The organism is Acinetobacter sp. ANC_7503, assembly GCF_056780035.1.
The window spans coordinates 1-17,074 of record NZ_JBWYJA010000012.1 but is presented as its reverse complement, the minus strand read 5'-3'; the positions used below and the strand labels follow the sequence as shown (position 1 = coordinate 17,074).

Sequence of the window (17,074 nt, the reverse complement as noted above, 5' to 3'; positions counted from 1 at the left end):
GAAGTATTAGAAAGATGAGTGCATCATGACTCAACCATTAAAACAAAGCTTAAACGCATTTCCTATTCTGAATTTAAGTCAATTTGATCAATCATCAACTCAAGCAGATTTTCTGCAACGACTTGCACATATCGCCAAGGATATTGGTTTTTTTTATTTGACGGGTCATGGCATTCCAACTGAAAAAATTTCAGAGATTCAGCGTATTACTCGGCAGTTTTTTTCGCTGCCACAAGAACAAAAAGATGAAATCGCTATGATTCATTCCCCGCATTTTCGAGGGTATAGTCGAGTAAATGCCGAAGTTACACGTCTGCACCCTGATTTTAGAGAACAAATAGACATTGGTTTTGAACTGGCAGCATTAGAACCTGAAACTGGACCGACATGGAGACGCTTACAGGGACCAAATCAGTGGCCTTCGAATTGGCCTGAGTTTCAACGCGCAGTCACCGCATGGCAACGAGATCTCAGACAAGTTGCAATTAAATTATTAAAAGCCTTGTTGCTTTCATTGGGGCAGCAGGACACAGCACTTGATCAATTGATTACAGGCAGTCCACATGAACTACTCAAGCTGATTCATTATCCTCCAATTGATCAAATGAATCATCAGGGTGTAGGCCCTCATAAAGACTCCAATATTTTAACTTTACTTTTACAAGACCAGATCGGAGGACTTCAGGTCTTAAGTCAAGGCAAATGGATTGAAGTACCATTTGTTGAACACGCATTTGTCGTCAATATCGGTGAGGTTTTAGAGCTTGCCACAAATGGATATTTGATTGCGAATCAACATCGAGTCATATCTCCAACGAATGCAGATCGGTATTCGGTTGCTTATTTTCTTTCTCCCAATTTATTTGCTGGTGAAATTCCGCTTTTAAATCTTGCAGATAATTTAAAAACGCTTGCACAAGGACCAGAGACAGATCCGCTGAATCCTTTACTGAGAAATGTGGGAGAAAACTGTATCAAAGGTCGACTTAGATCTCATTTAGACGTTACTGAAAAATATTATCCAGCACAATTTAAACAACTCAAACAATCAACAACAATATCGAGTAAATCATGAAGTCAAAATACGCCCAATTTTTATTTATTATTTTTGCAATTCTCATTATCAGTGCATGTAGTGCTCAACCTGAACCTCAAAAAACAAAACAAACACAACAAACAATCGTGATTGGGTCACATGGATCGGATGTTGATATTTGGAGACATATCGCGGATTCTGATCAGGCCAAAACAGCAAAAGTTGACATTGAGGTGAAAGAAATTAATGACGGTGTGGCTTTGAATCAAGCTTTGCTCGATGGTGAAATTGATGTAAATGCATTTCAATCTTGGGCGTATTTCAAAGAATTTAATGACTTGAATCATCATAAGCTTGCTGTCTTGGCGACCACTTATTTAGAGCCTATGGGGTTATATTCTCAAAACTACAAGTCACTAATTGCTTTGCCTGATCGGGCCTTAATTGCAATTCCAAATGATGTGGCGAATACAGCACGTGCATTAAGGTTATTAGAGCGTGCTCAGCTAATTAAACTTAAGCCTGATTTTAATACGATTTCTGGAACTCTTGAAAGTATCCAGTCAAATCCGAAATCACTTCAATTTAAATTGGTCAAAGGTGCACAACTCCCACGTGTCTTGTCTGAGGTGGATTTAGCCGCAATTGGAAATACTATTGCTCTGGAAAGTGGACTAAATGTAATAACAAATGCGATATTTAAAGAAGAGGTCACTGATAAAGCTTTAGAAAATGTCAATATACTTGCAGTGCGTAAAGACCGATTGAATGATCCAAAATTTCAAAAACTTTCAAATCTTTACCATCAGCCTTACGTTGAGGATTATATTCAAAAGCATTTTGGTGGTACAAAATTGGGCATTCAACTAGATCCTGCCACATTAAAGTAAAAAAGCGCCGTTAGGCGCTTTTTTTAATGTTCAACATTATTCTTGAACAAAAGTCACTGTCCCATTTGCAAGTGATTCAACACGAGCAAGTGATTCAACGCGGTAACCTTTTTCAAGTAAAAGATCACGGCCGGGTTGGAACGACTTTTCAATCACAATACCAATCCCGACAACTTCAGCTTCAGCTTGGTGAATCAAGTCAGCCAGACCTAAAGCAGCTTGTCCATTTGCAAGAAAGTCATCGATCACAAGAACCTTATCTGTTGCTGCAATGTGCTTCTTAGAAATAGCAATTGTGCTTTCTACTTGCTTTGTAAATGAGAATACTTTTGAACGATATAAATCATCTTTTAAAGTTAAAGATTGATACTTACGTGCAAAAATTACCGGTACACCAAGTTCCAAGCCAGCCATCACAGCAGGTGCGATACCTGAAGCTTCAATTGTGATGATTTTGGTGATGCCTGCATCTTTGAATAGACGAGCAAATTCTTGACCAATTTGTTGCATCATCACTGGGTCGATTTGGTGGTTTAGAAAAGAATCAACTTTTAAAACCTGATCAGATAGAACGATACCTTCGTTTAAGATTTTCTGTTCTAGTGCGTACACGGGAGAATCCTCTAGGGCAGGTGCCTTTTTAAGCAAAGACGTATTTTAAAAAGCATCTGCAAAAAAGCAAGTAAAAAATGCCTTAATTTTGTGGACCGTTATACCCTGTCAGTAAGAGCCCGTATGAAGATTTCTTATCTTGGTGTGTGACTTTCACTGGTAAATAGTCCAATTTCGGAGACAGCCAAAAAATCGTTTCACGACCTGGTTTATCATGCTTCATCACTACTTTGATGGTATCAAACGTACCGTACTTGGTTTCTACTTTTTCAGTGCCTTGTTTGACGAAACGACGTGATTCAACTTCTTTAGCATCTGCAATCCAATATTGCGATTTTAAACCGTTATTTTTTAAGTCTTCACGAATTTGCAATTCTGCATTTAACTCATCCAGTACACCAGATTTCCAAGCAAATGAGCGTTGCTCTTTATCTTTGGTGGTGTTAATGGTTTTGGCACTTGGATTAAATTTAATGCTCATTGTATTGTTATGAACCAAAATTTTACTGGTGCGACTGAAATTGGATGATTGAATCTGATTATTGTTGAATGTGAAGTTACTGGTTTCAGTCGCTGAAGCAATACCACCTGCTTTAGCTGCAAAAACGTAATTCCATGTGTTACCTGATTTTTTCAAGGTTCGTGTTGCTGACCCCAAGTTTTTACCATTGTATGCAAACTGATAAGAGGCTTGGAAGGGCGTCATGGCAAGCGCTTGACTTGAATAGCCTGTGAAAAGCACGGCTGTACCTACACTTGCAATCACACTCAAAGTTTTAAACGATTTAAATGCCATAAATATTTTCCTTTACCTTCGTATCGAAGGATCACTTGAAGTTTTATTATCTCTGATAAATAAGGAGAAATAATCAATAATCACAGTGAAAATGTATTTTTCTGTAGCTTAAGCTTTATGACGACATCAAAACGCTGCGCTCTAGTCGTCCTTTTGTTTAATTGGTGTAATGTGATCACTTTCCACTTCATCAGATTTCGATTTGAATCGATCAGTATTCATTTTGCTGAATAAAGCCATCAAATTTACATTACCAATCACCACCAATTCTGTTTCACGAAGTTCTGCATGGTTGACGTGTACTTTGCCCAATGTTTCAATGATCGAGCGATTTTTTCCGAGCCACTGATTTAAATCGAGATGTAAGAGATCGTCTTTGACTTTAATGACATTAAACCGCTCTAAAATCATGCCAAGTGGATCTTTACGAAGAATTTTTTGATAGAAAAATAGGGCAGAGCGGAATGCAATTTTCATCCAAAAGGTTTGAAATTTTGCTTCAATGACTTCGGTTTCACTAATTTGTTCAAATACAATCAGTTGTACATCTTTATTCAATTCCATTTGAATCAGCTTTAAATCTACAGAGAGAATGGTATAAAGCCCTTTCACATTCAAAGTGGCATAGAGTCGAAGCCAATCGTCGTGTAAATCAGCATGTAAGTCTTCAAGGATGCTGACATTGTCGGTCACAAAGCGCTTGAAAGTCGCATTTAAAAAAACTTGAGAGACAGGAAATTCACGTTCTTCTTCAATAAACCCTTCAGCCTTTTGATAGACTTTACGAAATTTGTTCGCGATATTTGAAATAATCGTTGGCATAAGTGAAGTTCCATTACCTCTAAATCTTGTGAGATGTCAGCTAGTGTATATCTTGTAGGTGATTACTGCCGAAGGATAACAGCTTATCCAATTGCGATGTAATGTTTACAAAGACGTTTATTATGGTTTTGATGGTCAGGCGTTATTTAAGTTTAATCTATTGGTTTCGCATGACTTTATCTTATTTTATCTGAAGAACTTGCTCAATATTTAACTCATTTGTCTAAAATATGTCATCAATATAAAGATCAACTCGATTTACTCAGATTGATAAGCGCGCTGAATCTGACAGACCTCAATCGAATACGTGTCATACCATGATAGGCGACCTTTTTGTTGGGCATAAAGATGTTGGGTGTCTTGATGCCAAGCTTGAATATCTTCTAACCGACTCCAATAAGAAAGACTGACTTCATTATCCTTCTCTTGATAGCTTTCAAACTTTGTACAATTGTAATCATGCATCGCTTTATGCCGCATTTGGCTAGCCAATATTACATATTCATCATCAATATTTTTTATTTTAGCTTTGAAGATGACAACGAAGTTCATTTTTGAATACTCATTTATTATTTTAATTTGCTTCCCGAATAACGGGAAGCATAGACCGAAGTCATTGAGGAGTGTTATTCGTCATCCAAAAGCAAGTAAGGGTTTTCAAAACCTAGTTTTTGTAAAATCTCAATCTCAATTGCTTCCATTTCCTCAGCATCTTGTTCAGAAGTTTCATGATCATAGCCCATCAGATGTAAAGTACCGTGAACCAACATATGAGTGAAATGTGTTAATGGTGCTTTAAATTGTTCTTCTGCTTCTCGAAGCACAACGGGAATACAAATCACCAGATCTCCGATAGGGAAACTGTCTAAAATTTCAGCCATTTCATCTGGTAAGTCGCTTGGAAAAGATAAAACATTGGTTGGCTTATCTTTACCACGATATTCAAGGTTAAGTTTGTGACTTTCTTCGACATCTACGCAAGCTATTCCAATTTCACAATCGCTTTGTGTATCAATATGACGAAGGGTGGTTTCAATAATTTTTTTAACATACGCACGTTTGAGCACCAAGTTTGATGCTTCAAACGATTGTTGTAATGAGAGACTGAGTTTCAAAATCTTGCCTTGAGCGTGATTAGATTTAAATTACTCTGCATCTTGATGCTGAGCATCAGCAGCAGAATCATTTTCTGATATGAGTGCTTCTTGACGCGCTTTACGTTCCGCACGTGCTTCAGCAGTTAAACGATGTTGTTCACTGTCCCAACCTTCGTATGCTTCTACAATTTTTTGTACAAGCTGATGTCTTACAACATCACGTGAGTGAAAACGTGTGATATGGATTTCTTTAATCTTTTCAAGCACACGTAATGAATGTGCCAAACCAGACTGTTGTCCACGTGGTAAATCCACTTGAGTAATGTCACCGGTAATGACTGCACGCGAACCAAAACCAAGACGAGTTAAGAACATTTTCATCTGTTCTGGCGTTGTATTTTGAGCTTCATCTAAAATGACAAAGGAGTGATTGAGTGTACGACCACGCATATATGCAAGTGGGGCTACTTCAATAATTTGACGCTCAATTAATTTTGCCACTTTTTCAAAGCCAAGCATTTCATACAGGGCATCATAGAGTGGGCGTAAATAAGGATCAATTTTTTGTGATAAGTCACCTGGCAAGAAGCCAAGTTTTTCACCAGCTTCCACAGCAGGGCGAACTAAAAGAATACGTTGAATTTCATTGCGTTCAAGCATATCAACGGCAGCAGCTACAGCCAAATAGGTCTTACCTGTACCCGCTGGACCAATCCCGAAAGAAATATCACTTTGAAGAATACGTTGTACATAGCGTTTTTGGTTGGCCCCCCGCGGATTAATGCGGCCCTTGCGAGTTTGGAGCCAGACTTCGTCAAGTCCTGTGTGTTCTTGATTAGGATCCAATTGTAATTCATGATCAGTCTGGCTGCCTTGAATCATTAAATGAATCAAATCAGAGCTGATTTGTTGAGAAACTTCAGCTTCGGCGTATAAGCGCTGAAGTAAGCTTTCAACTCTCTCGACTTCATCAATTCCACCGTCAATAAAAAAACTATCACCACGCTGACTGATTTTTACATCTAAACGTTGTTCAATTTGTTTCATATGACCGTTGTACGCGCCAAGCATGGTTTGTAAACGGTCCATTGAAACACCGGGAAAAGCCACTGTACGTCGAATCGCTGCAGTCAAGAGATTTCCTTTAGAGTCTATTAATCTATACCTCTACATTACGCCACGTCAGGTTCAAGATTCAAGAGTTCACCGTAAACTAAATTCAAGGTTTTAATCTCTGTAATCTCAATCTCTGCAAAGCGTCCAAGCCAAGAGGCATCACCAATAAATGTTACTAAACGTGTATTGTCTGCGGTTCCTACCAATAAGTTTGGATCGTGCTTTGAAACGCTCTCAATGAGCACACGTTGGACAGTACCAAGCATAGCATCAGTTTTTTGGATACTTGACTGCTTAATCCATTGTTGAACTTTAGCCAAGCGCTCTTTTTTAACATCTTCAGGTGTTAAATCTTCCAGCTCTGATGCTGGTGTACCAGGACGTTTCGAGTAGATGAAACTATAAGAATGATCAAAATCTAAGTCTTGAATAAATTGATATGTCTCATCAAAGTTAGCATCAGTTTCACCAGGGAAGCCAATAATAAAGTCTGAAGACAAATGCATATCAGGGCGTACCTGGCGTAATTTAGCAATCTTATCGATATAAACGTCAATCGTGTGGTTACGCTTCATCGCCTTCAATACATCATTTGAACCACTTTGAACTGGTAAATGAAGGTGAGAAACCATCTGTGGTAGGTCACGATAGCATTGGATAAGGTCATCATTGAATTCTAATGGATGAGATGTCGTATAACGAATACGACCAATGCCTGGAATTTCCGCCACTAAACGAAGAAGATCAGCAAACGTACAGATTTCACCTTCGAATGTTTCTCCGCGGTAACCATTTACGTTTTGACCGAGTAAAGAAACCTCACGTACGCCCTTTTCCGCAAGACCAGCAATTTCAGCAAGTACATCATCTAGGGGACGAGAGACTTCCTCACCACGAGTGTATGGCACCACGCAGAATGAACAGTATTTTGAACAGCCTTCCATAATCGATACGAAAGCTTTATAACCTTCAACGCGAGGTTCAGGTAAGAAGTCGAACTTTTCGATATCTGGAAATGAGATGTCTACCAGTTTGATTTTCTCTTTTTTCGGCTTTTCAATTTGATCCGTATGCTGATCAAGCATTTGTGGCAAACGGTGAAGTGTTTGTGGACCAAATACCATGTCGACATAAGGTGCACGTTTTTGGATATTGTCACCTTCTTGAGATGCAACACATCCACCTACACCAATCACCAAATCAGGATTTTTTTCTTTCAGCTTGCGCCAGCGACCTAATTCTGAAAATACTTTTTCTTGCGCTTTTTCACGAATTGAACAGGTATTCATTAAAAGAATATCTGCATCAGCAGGGTCTGTCGTTAATACATAACCGTGTGAATCACCTAGCAAGTCGGCCATACGATGACTGTCATACTCATTCATCTGACACCCTTGCGTTTCGATATACAGTTTTTTGACTGCACCATCGATGGCTGGGGTGTGCTGTGGCTGGGTAACAGTGTTTTCTGAGGCAGCTGGGGCACTATTCGGAATGAAGGTTTGAACCGTCATGAAGGCTCCTATCCTATAAAAAGGGATAAATATGTTCCGGTGAAGTATGGGGGAATCCCACACTCGATAAAAGCGAGCTATTTTACAGTATTTGTACTACGGGTTGAACAAATATATAAATCAGATCAAGTTTATGGATTTACAGTAAAAATACTTTAAAATAATAGTGGTTAATCAGCGCTTTACATAACAGAACAGTACTTGATCATTAGAGTATTTAAAATACATTTTAAAATTGCCAAGCGCTGCAAAAGAGTTGATCATGCAAAAAAGCATGTCCAAATGTAGCGACGAGTTAAAGTTGAGAAGAGAAGCGTGTTAAAAAAAGCAGTGAAGCAAAAACAGTTAAAACAATATTTAATGGGGCTGATAACACTAGGTTGTTTGCCCGCTGCTCATGCGGCTGAAGAGCAATTTAATGAGGCGATTAAATTTGCGAACTCGGGTAATACAGCTCAGCTCGAATATTATCGTTCTGCAATGCAAAATGATGCGCTTGGATATTATCCAGAATATTGGATGTTGAATAATAATTTAGGCTTCCAACCCGCAACGAATATTATCAGCTTTGCACAGCGCTATCCTCAATCTGCAATGGCTGAAAAATTAGCTGCTGATTATGTCGAAGAAAAGGTAAAACAAGCAGATTTCAAGACAGCTCAACTTGTTTTACCTTATGTCACCAATCCTGATCAAGCTGAAAGCTGTGCGGTTGCGCAAGTAAGAGCAAAAAATGGCGATACATTGGTATACGCTGAATACAAAGATGTCTGGTTTACAACAGAATCGCAGCCAGAATCGTGTAATGGTTTAGGTCGCTTAATGCTAAGTAGTCCCTTACTCACCACCACAGATCGTCAACAGCGCCTGTATGCGCAACTTAGAGCGGGACAGTCTGGTCAAGCGATCGCAACAGCACAAACTCTGGGTTTAAACTTGTCATTAGCACAATTAAATCAAATTCAGGCAGATCCTTTGAATTATTTATGGTCTGCGACCAAAGGAACAACAGTAGATTATGCTTATTTGGTGTTTGCTTTAGGTCGTGCTGCAGATGCTGACTTGAACACGGCGCTTCAAAATCTTCCTCGTGTCGTGCAAGGTGTTCCTGCAGATGTTCAAAAGTATATGTACCGCACGGTGGCGTATATTGGAGGCACGACAGTGATGAAAAATAATTTTAATCCTGAAGTGCTGAAGAACTTTGATTACAGTTATGGCGTGCCTTTTACACCAGAAGAGGCTGAAATTTACGCGCGTCAAGCGATTCGTTTTGGTGAGTGGGAAAGTGTGTTGCGCGCCATAGATAGTATGAGCGTTACGCAAAAACAAGAAGATCGCTGGCAATATTGGATGGCGAGAGCGTATGAAAATCGCAAAGATCAAGCTTCCAAGCAAGCTGCAAAAAGTATTTATCAACGATTAGCTGCCGCTGGCGATGATTATCACAATCTGTTGGCAAAAGATCATTTAGGTATTCGTTATAATGAAGCACATGATCGAGCACAACCAAGCGCACAGGATATTCAACGTTTAGATCAAGATATTCACTTTAGACGTGCTTTTGCATTACGCAATATCAATGCTTCAGCAACTTACACAAACCGTGAATGGAATTGGGCTGTCCGCCAAGCTTATCTTAAGCAAGATGATGGTCTATTACTGGCTGCGGCAAAACGTGCCACAGAAATGGGGTGGTATGACCGTGCTATTTATGCGGCGGAAAGAACACTTAAACGTCATAACTATGCATATCGTTATGCGACACCACATCAAAATCTAGTGGTGACGCATAGTAAAAATGCAGGGATTGATCCTTCGTGGGCTTATGGTTTAATGCGTCAAGAAAGTCGCTTTGTAACCACGGCCCGTTCACATGTAGGTGCTGGTGGATTGATGCAAATTATGCCTGCAACAGCAAAAGATGTGGCACGAAAAATGGGTGAAACGTATAATCCTGCTGCATTATCAGATCCGAATACCAATATTCGTTATGGGACATATTACCTGTCAATGATTCAAGGTATGCTGAGTAACAGTCCAGTTCTAGCTACGGCTGGCTATAATGCAGGGCTGACTAGAGCACGCCGTTGGCAACCAGAGTTTAAAAGTATTGCGGCGGATCAATACACAGAGTCAATACCACTTCATGAAACACGTGACTATGTGAAGAAAGTTATGACCAATGCTGCTCATTATGGTGTTTTGCTTGGTCAGGGGCCGCAAGCGATCGAAAGTCGTATGCCGCCTATTCCAGTAAGAAATACGCAATAGCATTTCAACTACTTTTGTGAGCTTGGATGAATCACGCAAAACTGCTGTTTAGTCGTCAACACACTTACCTCCTCTGTAGTTTGAGCGTAGGGGCTTTGTTGTGTTCAGCAGATGTGATGGCATCCGGGAAAGGTTTACAAGGATATGTGCTTCAAGTACAGATGACACCTGCCATTTGTGCATTAGATCGAACAAAAGCGAAACACCGTAAATGCCTAGAAGGATATTCACTGACGATAAAGGGTCTTATCCCAGAAACCAGTCGTCATGATTGCCAAACGAGTTCATCTGCCACCTTGGCACCGCTACAGAAGAGGGTTGTTGCTAGGGTGATGCCTGATGAGCAGGCTAGAATTAGGTTATGGGCCAACTATGGTGGTTGCGTTCCAATGAATGCCAGTCAGTATTTTCGTACCATTATTAATCATGCAGACCAATTAAAAGTTCCTGATTCCTTAACAGGAGTGGATCGTAAAACAGTCTCTATGGCGACATTACGATCACAATTCATCAAACTCAACCCAAAATTACCCAGCCAAGGTATTGAATTTCAATGCCAAAGCTTAAATGGTCGCCCAGTGTTAACGGGGGTTGAAATCTGTTATCGCACGAATGGTCAATTCAAGTCATGTGCGTCTGATATTGTCTCGACCTGCCCAAATAGATTTGACATAGAGGGCGCCTACTAATTTATTTCCGCGAAGTTAATTTATATTTCCTATCAGACTTTTGTTGAAATTCATTCTCTTTTCAATGCATCTGTCAAAGTATTGGAGTACAATCTTCGCCGTTTATGATTATTAAGATTAGATAGAACAGCTATTTAATCGCATTGACTATCCTCTCAACTGGAGATAATTACATGAAGCAACCTGTTCGCGTTGCCGTTACTGGCGCTGCTGGTCAAATTGGTTACAGCCTTTTATTCCGTATCGCTAGCGGTGAAATGTTGGGTAAAGACCAACCAGTTATTCTTCAATTATTAGAAATTCCTGTTGAGAAAGCTCAACAAGCGCTTAAAGGCGTGATGATGGAACTTGACGACTGTGCTTTCCCATTATTGGCTGGCATGATCGGTACTGATGATCCTAAAGTTGCATTCAAAGATGCTGACTACGCGCTTCTTGTTGGTTCACGTCCACGTGGTCCTGGTATGGAACGTGCTGACCTTCTTAAAGTCAACGGTGAAATCTTCATCGGTCAAGGTCAAGCGCTTAACGAAGTTGCTAGCCGTGACGTTAAAGTTCTTGTTGTAGGTAACCCTGCTAACACGAATGCTTATATCGCAATGAAATCTGCTCCAGATCTTCCAGCGAAAAACTTCACAGCAATGTTACGTCTTGACCACAACCGTGCGTTAACTCAACTTGCTCAAAAAGCTGGTGTTGCAGTTTCTGACATCAAAAACATGACAGTTTGGGGTAACCACTCTCCAACAATGTATGCTGACTACCGTTTTGCTAACGTAAACGGCGAAAGCTTAAAAGACAAAATCAACGATGCTGCATGGAATAAAGACGTATTCCTTCCAACTGTTGGTAAGCGTGGTGCTGCGATCATCGAAGCGCGTGGTCTTTCTTCTGCTGCTTCTGCTGCAAACGCTGCAATCGACCATATGCGCGATTGGGCTCTTGGCACAAACGGCGAATGGGTAACTATGGGTATTCCTTCTGATGGTTCTTACGGTATCCCTGAAGGCGTAATGTTCGGTTTCCCTGTAACTTGTGAAAATGGCGAGTACAAAATCGTTCAAGGTCTTGAAATTGACGAATTCAGCCGTGAGCGTATCAACTTCACGCTTAATGAGTTAGAAGAAGAACGTGCAGCGATTGCTGACATGGTTAAATAATTTAGTTCTCAACTAAATTAAAAAAGCACTCCATTCGGAGTGCTTTTTTAATGCACAAAACTTAACAATGCTTAAGAAATCCTTCTACATAGAACTTTGTATTGACATGTTATCTTGAACAAAATCATGAAAATTCAAGGAGCAATCCATGTTGGATATGGAAGTAAATCAAGAATTACTTTTTGAGCAATTGGGCTTAGATAGCTCACCTGAAGGGATTGATCAATTTATACAAACACATCGGCTTGATCCCAATACGCCGATGCATGAAGCTGATTTTTGGAACCCATCGCAACGCGATTTTATTATTAGTCATTGGAAAAAAGATAATGAATGGGCCATTGTCATTGACCAATTGAGTGAGCAGCTCACAAACGATACAAAGTGATGAAAATATAATCACAAATTGAAACAATAAACCCAGACCAAAAGCTGGGTTTTTTCATGGATTTCTTATAAGTTATTTAAATAATAATTTTATTAAAATCTGATAAGGGGAGTCTCTTGATGGAACATAAACCTTCCTTAGCGTTATTGTTTTCTCAATTGGGGTTGGCAAATAGTCCAGCGGCAATTGAACTCTATATCCGTACACATCAGCTTTCCGCTCAACAAAATTTACATGATGCACCATTTTGGAATAAAGGTCAGCGCGACTTCTTAATTAGTCATTTAGTACAAGATGATGATTGGGCAATATGGATAGATGAACTTAATCAACAGTTACATATGGATGCATATAAATTAAAAATGGCCTAAAAAAGCCCCTTTCATGGGGCTTTTTTTAATGCATCTTAGGTTTGGTTAACTGGATAAACCACTCTTGGTCATGAAATTGTTTGAAAGCAGGGTGAGTTCTTATCACCTCTAAATCATGATCAATAGTTTTAAAATATTTATTTAGCCAATGGCGTGTAAGTGCTGACTCTTTACGAGAAGCGCAAGCATAAGCCAGATTAAAATAAACATCACTATGATTGGTCGATGTTAATGATTTTAAAATTTGCTGAGTGATGATCGCAAATTTTTCATCTTGAGTAATCTCAAAATACATCATGTAGGCTCTAGCTAACATCAGGGTAAGATTAATATACAAACGCATTGGCATTTCTTCGAAATCTACTCGACCTTGTTCAAGAAGAACAATCGCTTCTTGAAGAAAATGAATTTGTTCCTGACGAAGCTTACTCATACTGACCAGCTCTAAACGCAATTCGGCACGTTCAAAGGCAAGCTCAGGCGTATTTTTTTGTAAGTAAAGTTGGTCTGTTTCACCAATGCGTTGAATAATTAGCTTGGTATTTGATTGCATGGATGAGTCCTCATCAGGTTTAAAACCTATATGGAGGCAACTTCGAAAAAATAAAGCGCTAAATTAAAGTTCGTGCGGTCCTTAACCAAGCTGTAATCGAAAGACGTTGGTGGTGTGCAACAAGAACTTCATGTAATAAATCGCTTTGAAATAGAGCGATGCGATTAGGTTTGGGTTCAATAATATGCCACTGATTATTCTTATCTTGTAGCTTTAGTTGACCACCCCAATGCTGATGCCATTCCTCATGCAGATAAAAAACTGTCGACATCACACGACCATTTTTGCCTTGAGGGTTGTCTCGATGTAAAGCATAGAAATCACCAGGATTATAACAAGCGAAGTGGGCTTCGACTTCTTGAATGCCTAAATAAAATGCACGATTTAATTCCTGAGAGAGTAAATCTAAGGTTTTTATGTGTTGATGGGAAATTGATAGTTTTGGATCTAACCACAAAATGTGATCGCTGCGGATTGTGCTGACAATGCCATTTTGAATTGCTGCATTTCGAAAATCATCAAGATGGATTTGGCATTCATTTACAACGTTTTTTAAATAGCTTGGTGGGTATGCATGATCGATGATACTGAAGCCATGTTGATCTAAATCATCAAGGATTTGATCAACATTCCAATCCCCTGGGATGACAACTGCTTCCATATTTATCTCGCTATTTACTGTATAAAAAAAAGGTCAGCTATTTTAGAGTAATAATCGATTCTGAATGAAACACTTTTTCATGTTAAAATGATTGTTGATCTTAGGAATAATTGAAACATGAATTACCGTCACCATTTCCATGCTGGAAACTTTGCCGATGTCATGAAGCATGTATTGTTGCTTCAGATTTTGTCACGTCTTAATCAAAAAGATAAGCCGTATCGTTACATTGATACACATGGTGGTGCAGGTAAATACGATTTATCAACGTCTGCAGCACAGAAGTCGGGAGAGTTTTTAAATGGTATTCACCGTTTAGTTAAACTCGATGACTCAATTAAGCGTAATGCCCCTGAAGGTGTTAAGCAATATCTTAAAGTTGTAGAAGATATGCGTGCAGGTGCCGGAAAAGGCGCTTATCCGGGTTCGCCATGGTTCGCTTTGGAAGGAATGCGCGAAACAGATAAAGCAACAATTTTTGAGATGCAACGAGATGTATTTCAGCAACTTTACATGAATGTGCGTGATCGTCGTGCAGGTTTGCATGAGCGTGATGCTTATGAAGGTTTGCTCGGTGTGATTCCTCCTAAAGAAAAACGTGGATTGGTCATGATTGATCCACCATATGAGGTGGAGCGAAAGGATTTTCCGCAGTTGGTTGAACTCATCGCTACGGCATATAAGAAATGGCCTACAGGCATATTTGCAATTTGGTACCCAATTAAAGACCGCGCAATGATTGATCGTTTTGAGAAAAAAATGATTAAGACTGGTATTCGCCGTCAATTGGTTTGTGAAGTATGTGTATGGCCAGACGATACACCTGTAGGATTAAACGGTTGTGGTTTATTGGTGATTAATCCACCTTGGAAGTTTTCTGAAGATGCAGATGAAGCATTGCAATGGCTTTTCCCGCACTTAAGAATGAGTGAAAATGGTGGTCATGCTGCCGTTCGTTGGTTGGTCGGCGAATAAGAATATTGAGAGATAAGGCTACAGTTAGGATGAATGACAATGACAAATATAAATAAACCTGAAACTGAATCTTCTCCAAGAAATGTTCCGGGCTTTGATGGTATTACTTTCGAAGTTGAAGAAGAGGAACATACGCAAGAAGGGCAAAAGGTTAAGCGTCGTGGGATTTATCTGTGGCCAAATCTGATTACTACTGCGGCATTGTTGTCAGGGTTTTACTCAATTATTGCAAGTATGAATGGCGAATTCACACAAGCTATTTATGCCATTTTTATCGCTGCTTTATTTGATGGTTTAGATGGTCGGGTCGCACGAGCAATTGGAGCGCAAAGCCCTTTTGGTGAGCAGTTTGATTCATTATCAGATATGTTGGCATTTGGTGTTGCGCCTGCAATTTTGATGTATAGCTGGAGCCTCCATGATCTAGGTCGAATCGGTTTGGCTGCATGTTTTGTCTATACTGCTTGTGCTGCATTCCGATTGGCACGTTTCAATGTGCAAATAGGTGTGGTTGATAAACGCTATTTTATTGGTGTAGCTAGTCCTCTAGCCGCAGTAATGATCATTTCTTTGGTTTGGGTGGGGCGTGATTTCCCTGAAATTTTTGTCCTATCTGATCCAATGATTCAGACGATAAATGCAGTCATTATTATTGCAGTTGGCTTGCTGATGATTTCGAATATTAAATACTATTCGTTTAAAACCGTAGATCGTAAACGTGTGCCGTTCGCAGTCTTGCCTATTGTTGTGTTTATCTTTGCTGCGATTACATACAATATTCCTGTCGGTATTTTAGTGCTCTCGATAATTTATGCACTTTCAGGTTTCGTCACTACATTTTTGGCTCGAGAAAAAACAATATAAATAAAAAAGGAGTTTGGTATGCAGTTGTTGATGAGTTTAGCGGACGATTCAAAACAGCTGAATCAGGCTCCTTTTCCTCTTCGGTTGGATTATCACGGTCCACGAGGAATCTATAAAATTATTCATCAAGGATTGATGATTCCAGGATTACCATCTCCACTTCATTATTTTAATTTTTTAACCATTATCGGACAGCCGAATGTTCCAATGCTGCGTAATGATTATGCAATTAAAACAAGAGCCTTGGATACTGTTTCACTCATTACGAGCATTAGTCCACATATGGTTGGACATTTTCATGGTTATTCAATCATTAATGATTGCGAGATTAAAGAGAATAAATTTGTATTCGGACAAAGAGAGCAACTAGAAGGCTCAATCCCAAACTTCAAATTAATAAGAAAGGACAATGAACTTTCCGTTGATCTGAATATTCAAACTCAACCAATTATTTCGCACTTTACCAAACTAAAATTAGGTTTATTTGATCACTGGTCATTAGTGTGTCAATGCAAAGGAACAGTGACCTATAAAGAACAAACATATAAAATTGACCAGTTAGGATCATTTGAATTTGCCAGAGCGATCAATATTCCGTATCTACCGCTTCATTTTTTTACCTATCAGATAATTAACTTAATCGACCAAAGACAGTTACTTCTTGCTCATATACGCAATGGTTTAAATCAAATTGTGCAATCAAGGATGTATCTAAGAGATTTAAAAGCTCAGACATCTGAAATGTTTGATGATGTTTATTTCAAAGTCCATCGTGTATACCCAAAAATAAAGACCCCTAATGGACATGAGATGTATTTAGCGCGGGTATTTGAATGGTCATTTGAAAATAAAAAAAGAAAAATAATCGTGAAAGGTGAAAGTCGTGGAGATTTTAAATTCGGTCTTGCCGCAGGTTATGTCGGTAGTTTTAGTTATCAGGTGCAGATTGATGGAATTAAAGAAGTGGGACAATCTGGGTATTGTGAATATATAGATTGCCGTAGTTTAAAGTGGCAAGAAATTAATAAAGATGAAAAATTAATGGATAATTTTGCAAGTATTGTGCCATGCACGCTTAAAAAATAGCTCCAAAAGCATAAAAATCACGTAAATTGAACAATAAATATCCAGTTAATCATATTTTTTTTAAATATTTAAAAAACATGGTTGCATTGGATATGAAATACTGTAGAATGCACATCCATCGGCGGTGATGTTGATTAAAACTTGTTGAAAAACAAGGATTTAGCTGAATA

Annotated in this window: 19 protein-coding genes; 10 read left to right on the top strand and 9 right to left on the bottom strand. The window is 39.1% G+C overall.

Translation table 11 applies throughout. The features are described 5' to 3' along the window. Positions 1–25: 25 nt before the first annotated feature. Both AC1M9M_RS12425 and AC1M9M_RS12420 read left to right on the top strand, forming a co-directional pair. Positions 26–1,075, top strand: coding sequence for an isopenicillin N synthase family dioxygenase (locus tag AC1M9M_RS12425; RefSeq protein ID WP_481596490.1), 1,050 nt, complete (start codon positions 26–28; stop codon positions 1,073–1,075). After that, on the top strand, positions 1,072–1,926 hold the full coding sequence (locus AC1M9M_RS12420; protein ID WP_481596489.1) for a MetQ/NlpA family ABC transporter substrate-binding protein: 855 nt from the start codon (positions 1,072–1,074) through the stop codon (positions 1,924–1,926). The genes AC1M9M_RS12425 and AC1M9M_RS12420 overlap by 4 nt, the downstream gene beginning before the upstream one ends. A 36-nt stretch (positions 1,927–1,962) precedes the next feature. On the opposite strand, the gene AC1M9M_RS12415 is transcribed toward AC1M9M_RS12420, so the two are convergent. The 7 genes from AC1M9M_RS12415 to miaB form a co-directional block, all read right to left on the bottom strand. After that, positions 1,963–2,538, bottom strand: coding sequence for a xanthine phosphoribosyltransferase (locus tag AC1M9M_RS12415; RefSeq protein WP_035265221.1), 576 nt, complete (start codon positions 2,536–2,538; stop codon positions 1,963–1,965). 82 nt (positions 2,539–2,620) lie between these two features. Beyond that, positions 2,621–3,334, bottom strand: coding sequence for a DUF3108 domain-containing protein (locus AC1M9M_RS12410; RefSeq protein ID WP_035265223.1), 714 nt, complete (start codon positions 3,332–3,334; stop codon positions 2,621–2,623). A gap of 141 nt (positions 3,335–3,475) precedes the next feature. Next, a complete protein-coding gene (locus AC1M9M_RS12405; protein ID WP_179999309.1) occupies positions 3,476–4,156 on the bottom strand; it encodes a hypothetical protein in 681 nt (226 codons plus the stop codon). A 258-nt stretch (positions 4,157–4,414) separates the two neighbouring features. Beyond that, positions 4,415–4,708 carry an antibiotic biosynthesis monooxygenase family protein gene (locus AC1M9M_RS12400; RefSeq protein ID WP_481596488.1) on the bottom strand — a complete coding sequence of 98 codons (294 nt, stop codon included), beginning with the start codon at positions 4,706–4,708 and terminating at the stop codon, positions 4,415–4,417. A 74-nt stretch (positions 4,709–4,782) separates the two neighbouring features. Next, positions 4,783–5,271, bottom strand: coding sequence for an rRNA maturation RNase YbeY (gene ybeY / locus AC1M9M_RS12395; protein ID WP_481592023.1), 489 nt, complete (start codon positions 5,269–5,271; stop codon positions 4,783–4,785). 30 nt (positions 5,272–5,301) lie between these two features. Beyond that, positions 5,302–6,387, bottom strand: a complete 1,086-nt coding sequence (locus AC1M9M_RS12390; protein WP_092768044.1) for a PhoH family protein — start codon at positions 6,385–6,387, stop codon at positions 5,302–5,304. 38 nt (positions 6,388–6,425) lie between these two features. Next, positions 6,426–7,883, bottom strand: coding sequence for a tRNA (N6-isopentenyl adenosine(37)-C2)-methylthiotransferase MiaB (gene miaB, locus AC1M9M_RS12385; RefSeq protein ID WP_481592022.1), 1,458 nt, complete (start codon positions 7,881–7,883; stop codon positions 6,426–6,428). Positions 7,884–8,243: 360 nt separating this feature from the next. Between miaB and AC1M9M_RS12380 the strand changes: the two genes are divergently transcribed. The 5 genes from AC1M9M_RS12380 (at position 8,244) to AC1M9M_RS12360 (ending at position 12,765) form a co-directional block, all read left to right on the top strand. Beyond that, a complete protein-coding gene (locus tag AC1M9M_RS12380; RefSeq protein WP_481596536.1) occupies positions 8,244–10,157 on the top strand; it encodes a lytic transglycosylase domain-containing protein in 1,914 nt (637 codons plus the stop codon). A 26-nt stretch (positions 10,158–10,183) separates the two neighbouring features. Further along, complete coding sequence (locus tag AC1M9M_RS12375) at positions 10,184–10,846, top strand: ribonuclease T2 family protein (RefSeq protein WP_481596487.1); 663 nt, start codon at positions 10,184–10,186, stop codon at positions 10,844–10,846. Between the two features lie 173 nt (positions 10,847–11,019). After that, positions 11,020–12,006: a malate dehydrogenase gene (locus AC1M9M_RS12370; RefSeq protein WP_035269892.1), complete on the top strand. Its 987-nt coding sequence runs from the start codon at positions 11,020–11,022 to the stop codon at positions 12,004–12,006. 148 nt (positions 12,007–12,154) lie between these two features. Continuing rightward, positions 12,155–12,394 (top strand): DUF2789 family protein, encoded by a 240-nt coding sequence (locus tag AC1M9M_RS12365; RefSeq protein WP_179999322.1) that lies wholly within the window; start codon positions 12,155–12,157, stop codon positions 12,392–12,394. A 119-nt stretch (positions 12,395–12,513) separates the two neighbouring features. After that, positions 12,514–12,765 carry a DUF2789 family protein gene (locus AC1M9M_RS12360; protein ID WP_035269894.1) on the top strand — a complete coding sequence of 84 codons (252 nt, stop codon included), beginning with the start codon at positions 12,514–12,516 and terminating at the stop codon, positions 12,763–12,765. Positions 12,766–12,790: 25 nt separating this feature from the next. Here the strand turns inward: AC1M9M_RS12360 and AC1M9M_RS12355 are convergent, their stop codons facing one another. Together AC1M9M_RS12355 and AC1M9M_RS12350 are read right to left on the bottom strand one after the other, a co-directional pair. After that, on the bottom strand, positions 12,791–13,318 hold the full coding sequence (locus AC1M9M_RS12355; RefSeq protein WP_035269895.1) for a hypothetical protein: 528 nt from the start codon (positions 13,316–13,318) through the stop codon (positions 12,791–12,793). A 58-nt stretch (positions 13,319–13,376) separates the two neighbouring features. After that, a complete protein-coding gene (locus tag AC1M9M_RS12350) occupies positions 13,377–13,979 on the bottom strand; it encodes a 2OG-Fe(II) oxygenase (protein ID WP_092768036.1) in 603 nt (200 codons plus the stop codon). Between the two features lie 117 nt (positions 13,980–14,096). Here AC1M9M_RS12350 and AC1M9M_RS12345 point away from each other — a divergent pair, with 117 nt between their 5' ends. Genes AC1M9M_RS12345 through AC1M9M_RS12335 form a run of 3 tightly spaced genes read left to right on the top strand, consistent with a single transcriptional unit; the run spans position 14,097 to position 16,904 of the window. Beyond that, the gene (locus AC1M9M_RS12345) at positions 14,097–14,954 is read left to right on the top strand and encodes a 23S rRNA (adenine(2030)-N(6))-methyltransferase RlmJ (RefSeq protein ID WP_035269897.1); all 858 of its coding nucleotides are present in this window, start codon (positions 14,097–14,099) and stop codon (positions 14,952–14,954) included. Between the two features lie 39 nt (positions 14,955–14,993). Further along, entirely contained in the window at positions 14,994–15,818 is an 825-nt protein-coding gene (pssA, locus tag AC1M9M_RS12340; RefSeq protein ID WP_035269898.1) for a CDP-diacylglycerol--serine O-phosphatidyltransferase, read from the top strand. A gap of 18 nt (positions 15,819–15,836) precedes the next feature. Next, on the top strand, positions 15,837–16,904 hold the full coding sequence (locus tag AC1M9M_RS12335; RefSeq protein WP_481596486.1) for a DUF6670 family protein: 1,068 nt from the start codon (positions 15,837–15,839) through the stop codon (positions 16,902–16,904). Positions 16,905–17,074 lie beyond the last annotated feature (170 nt).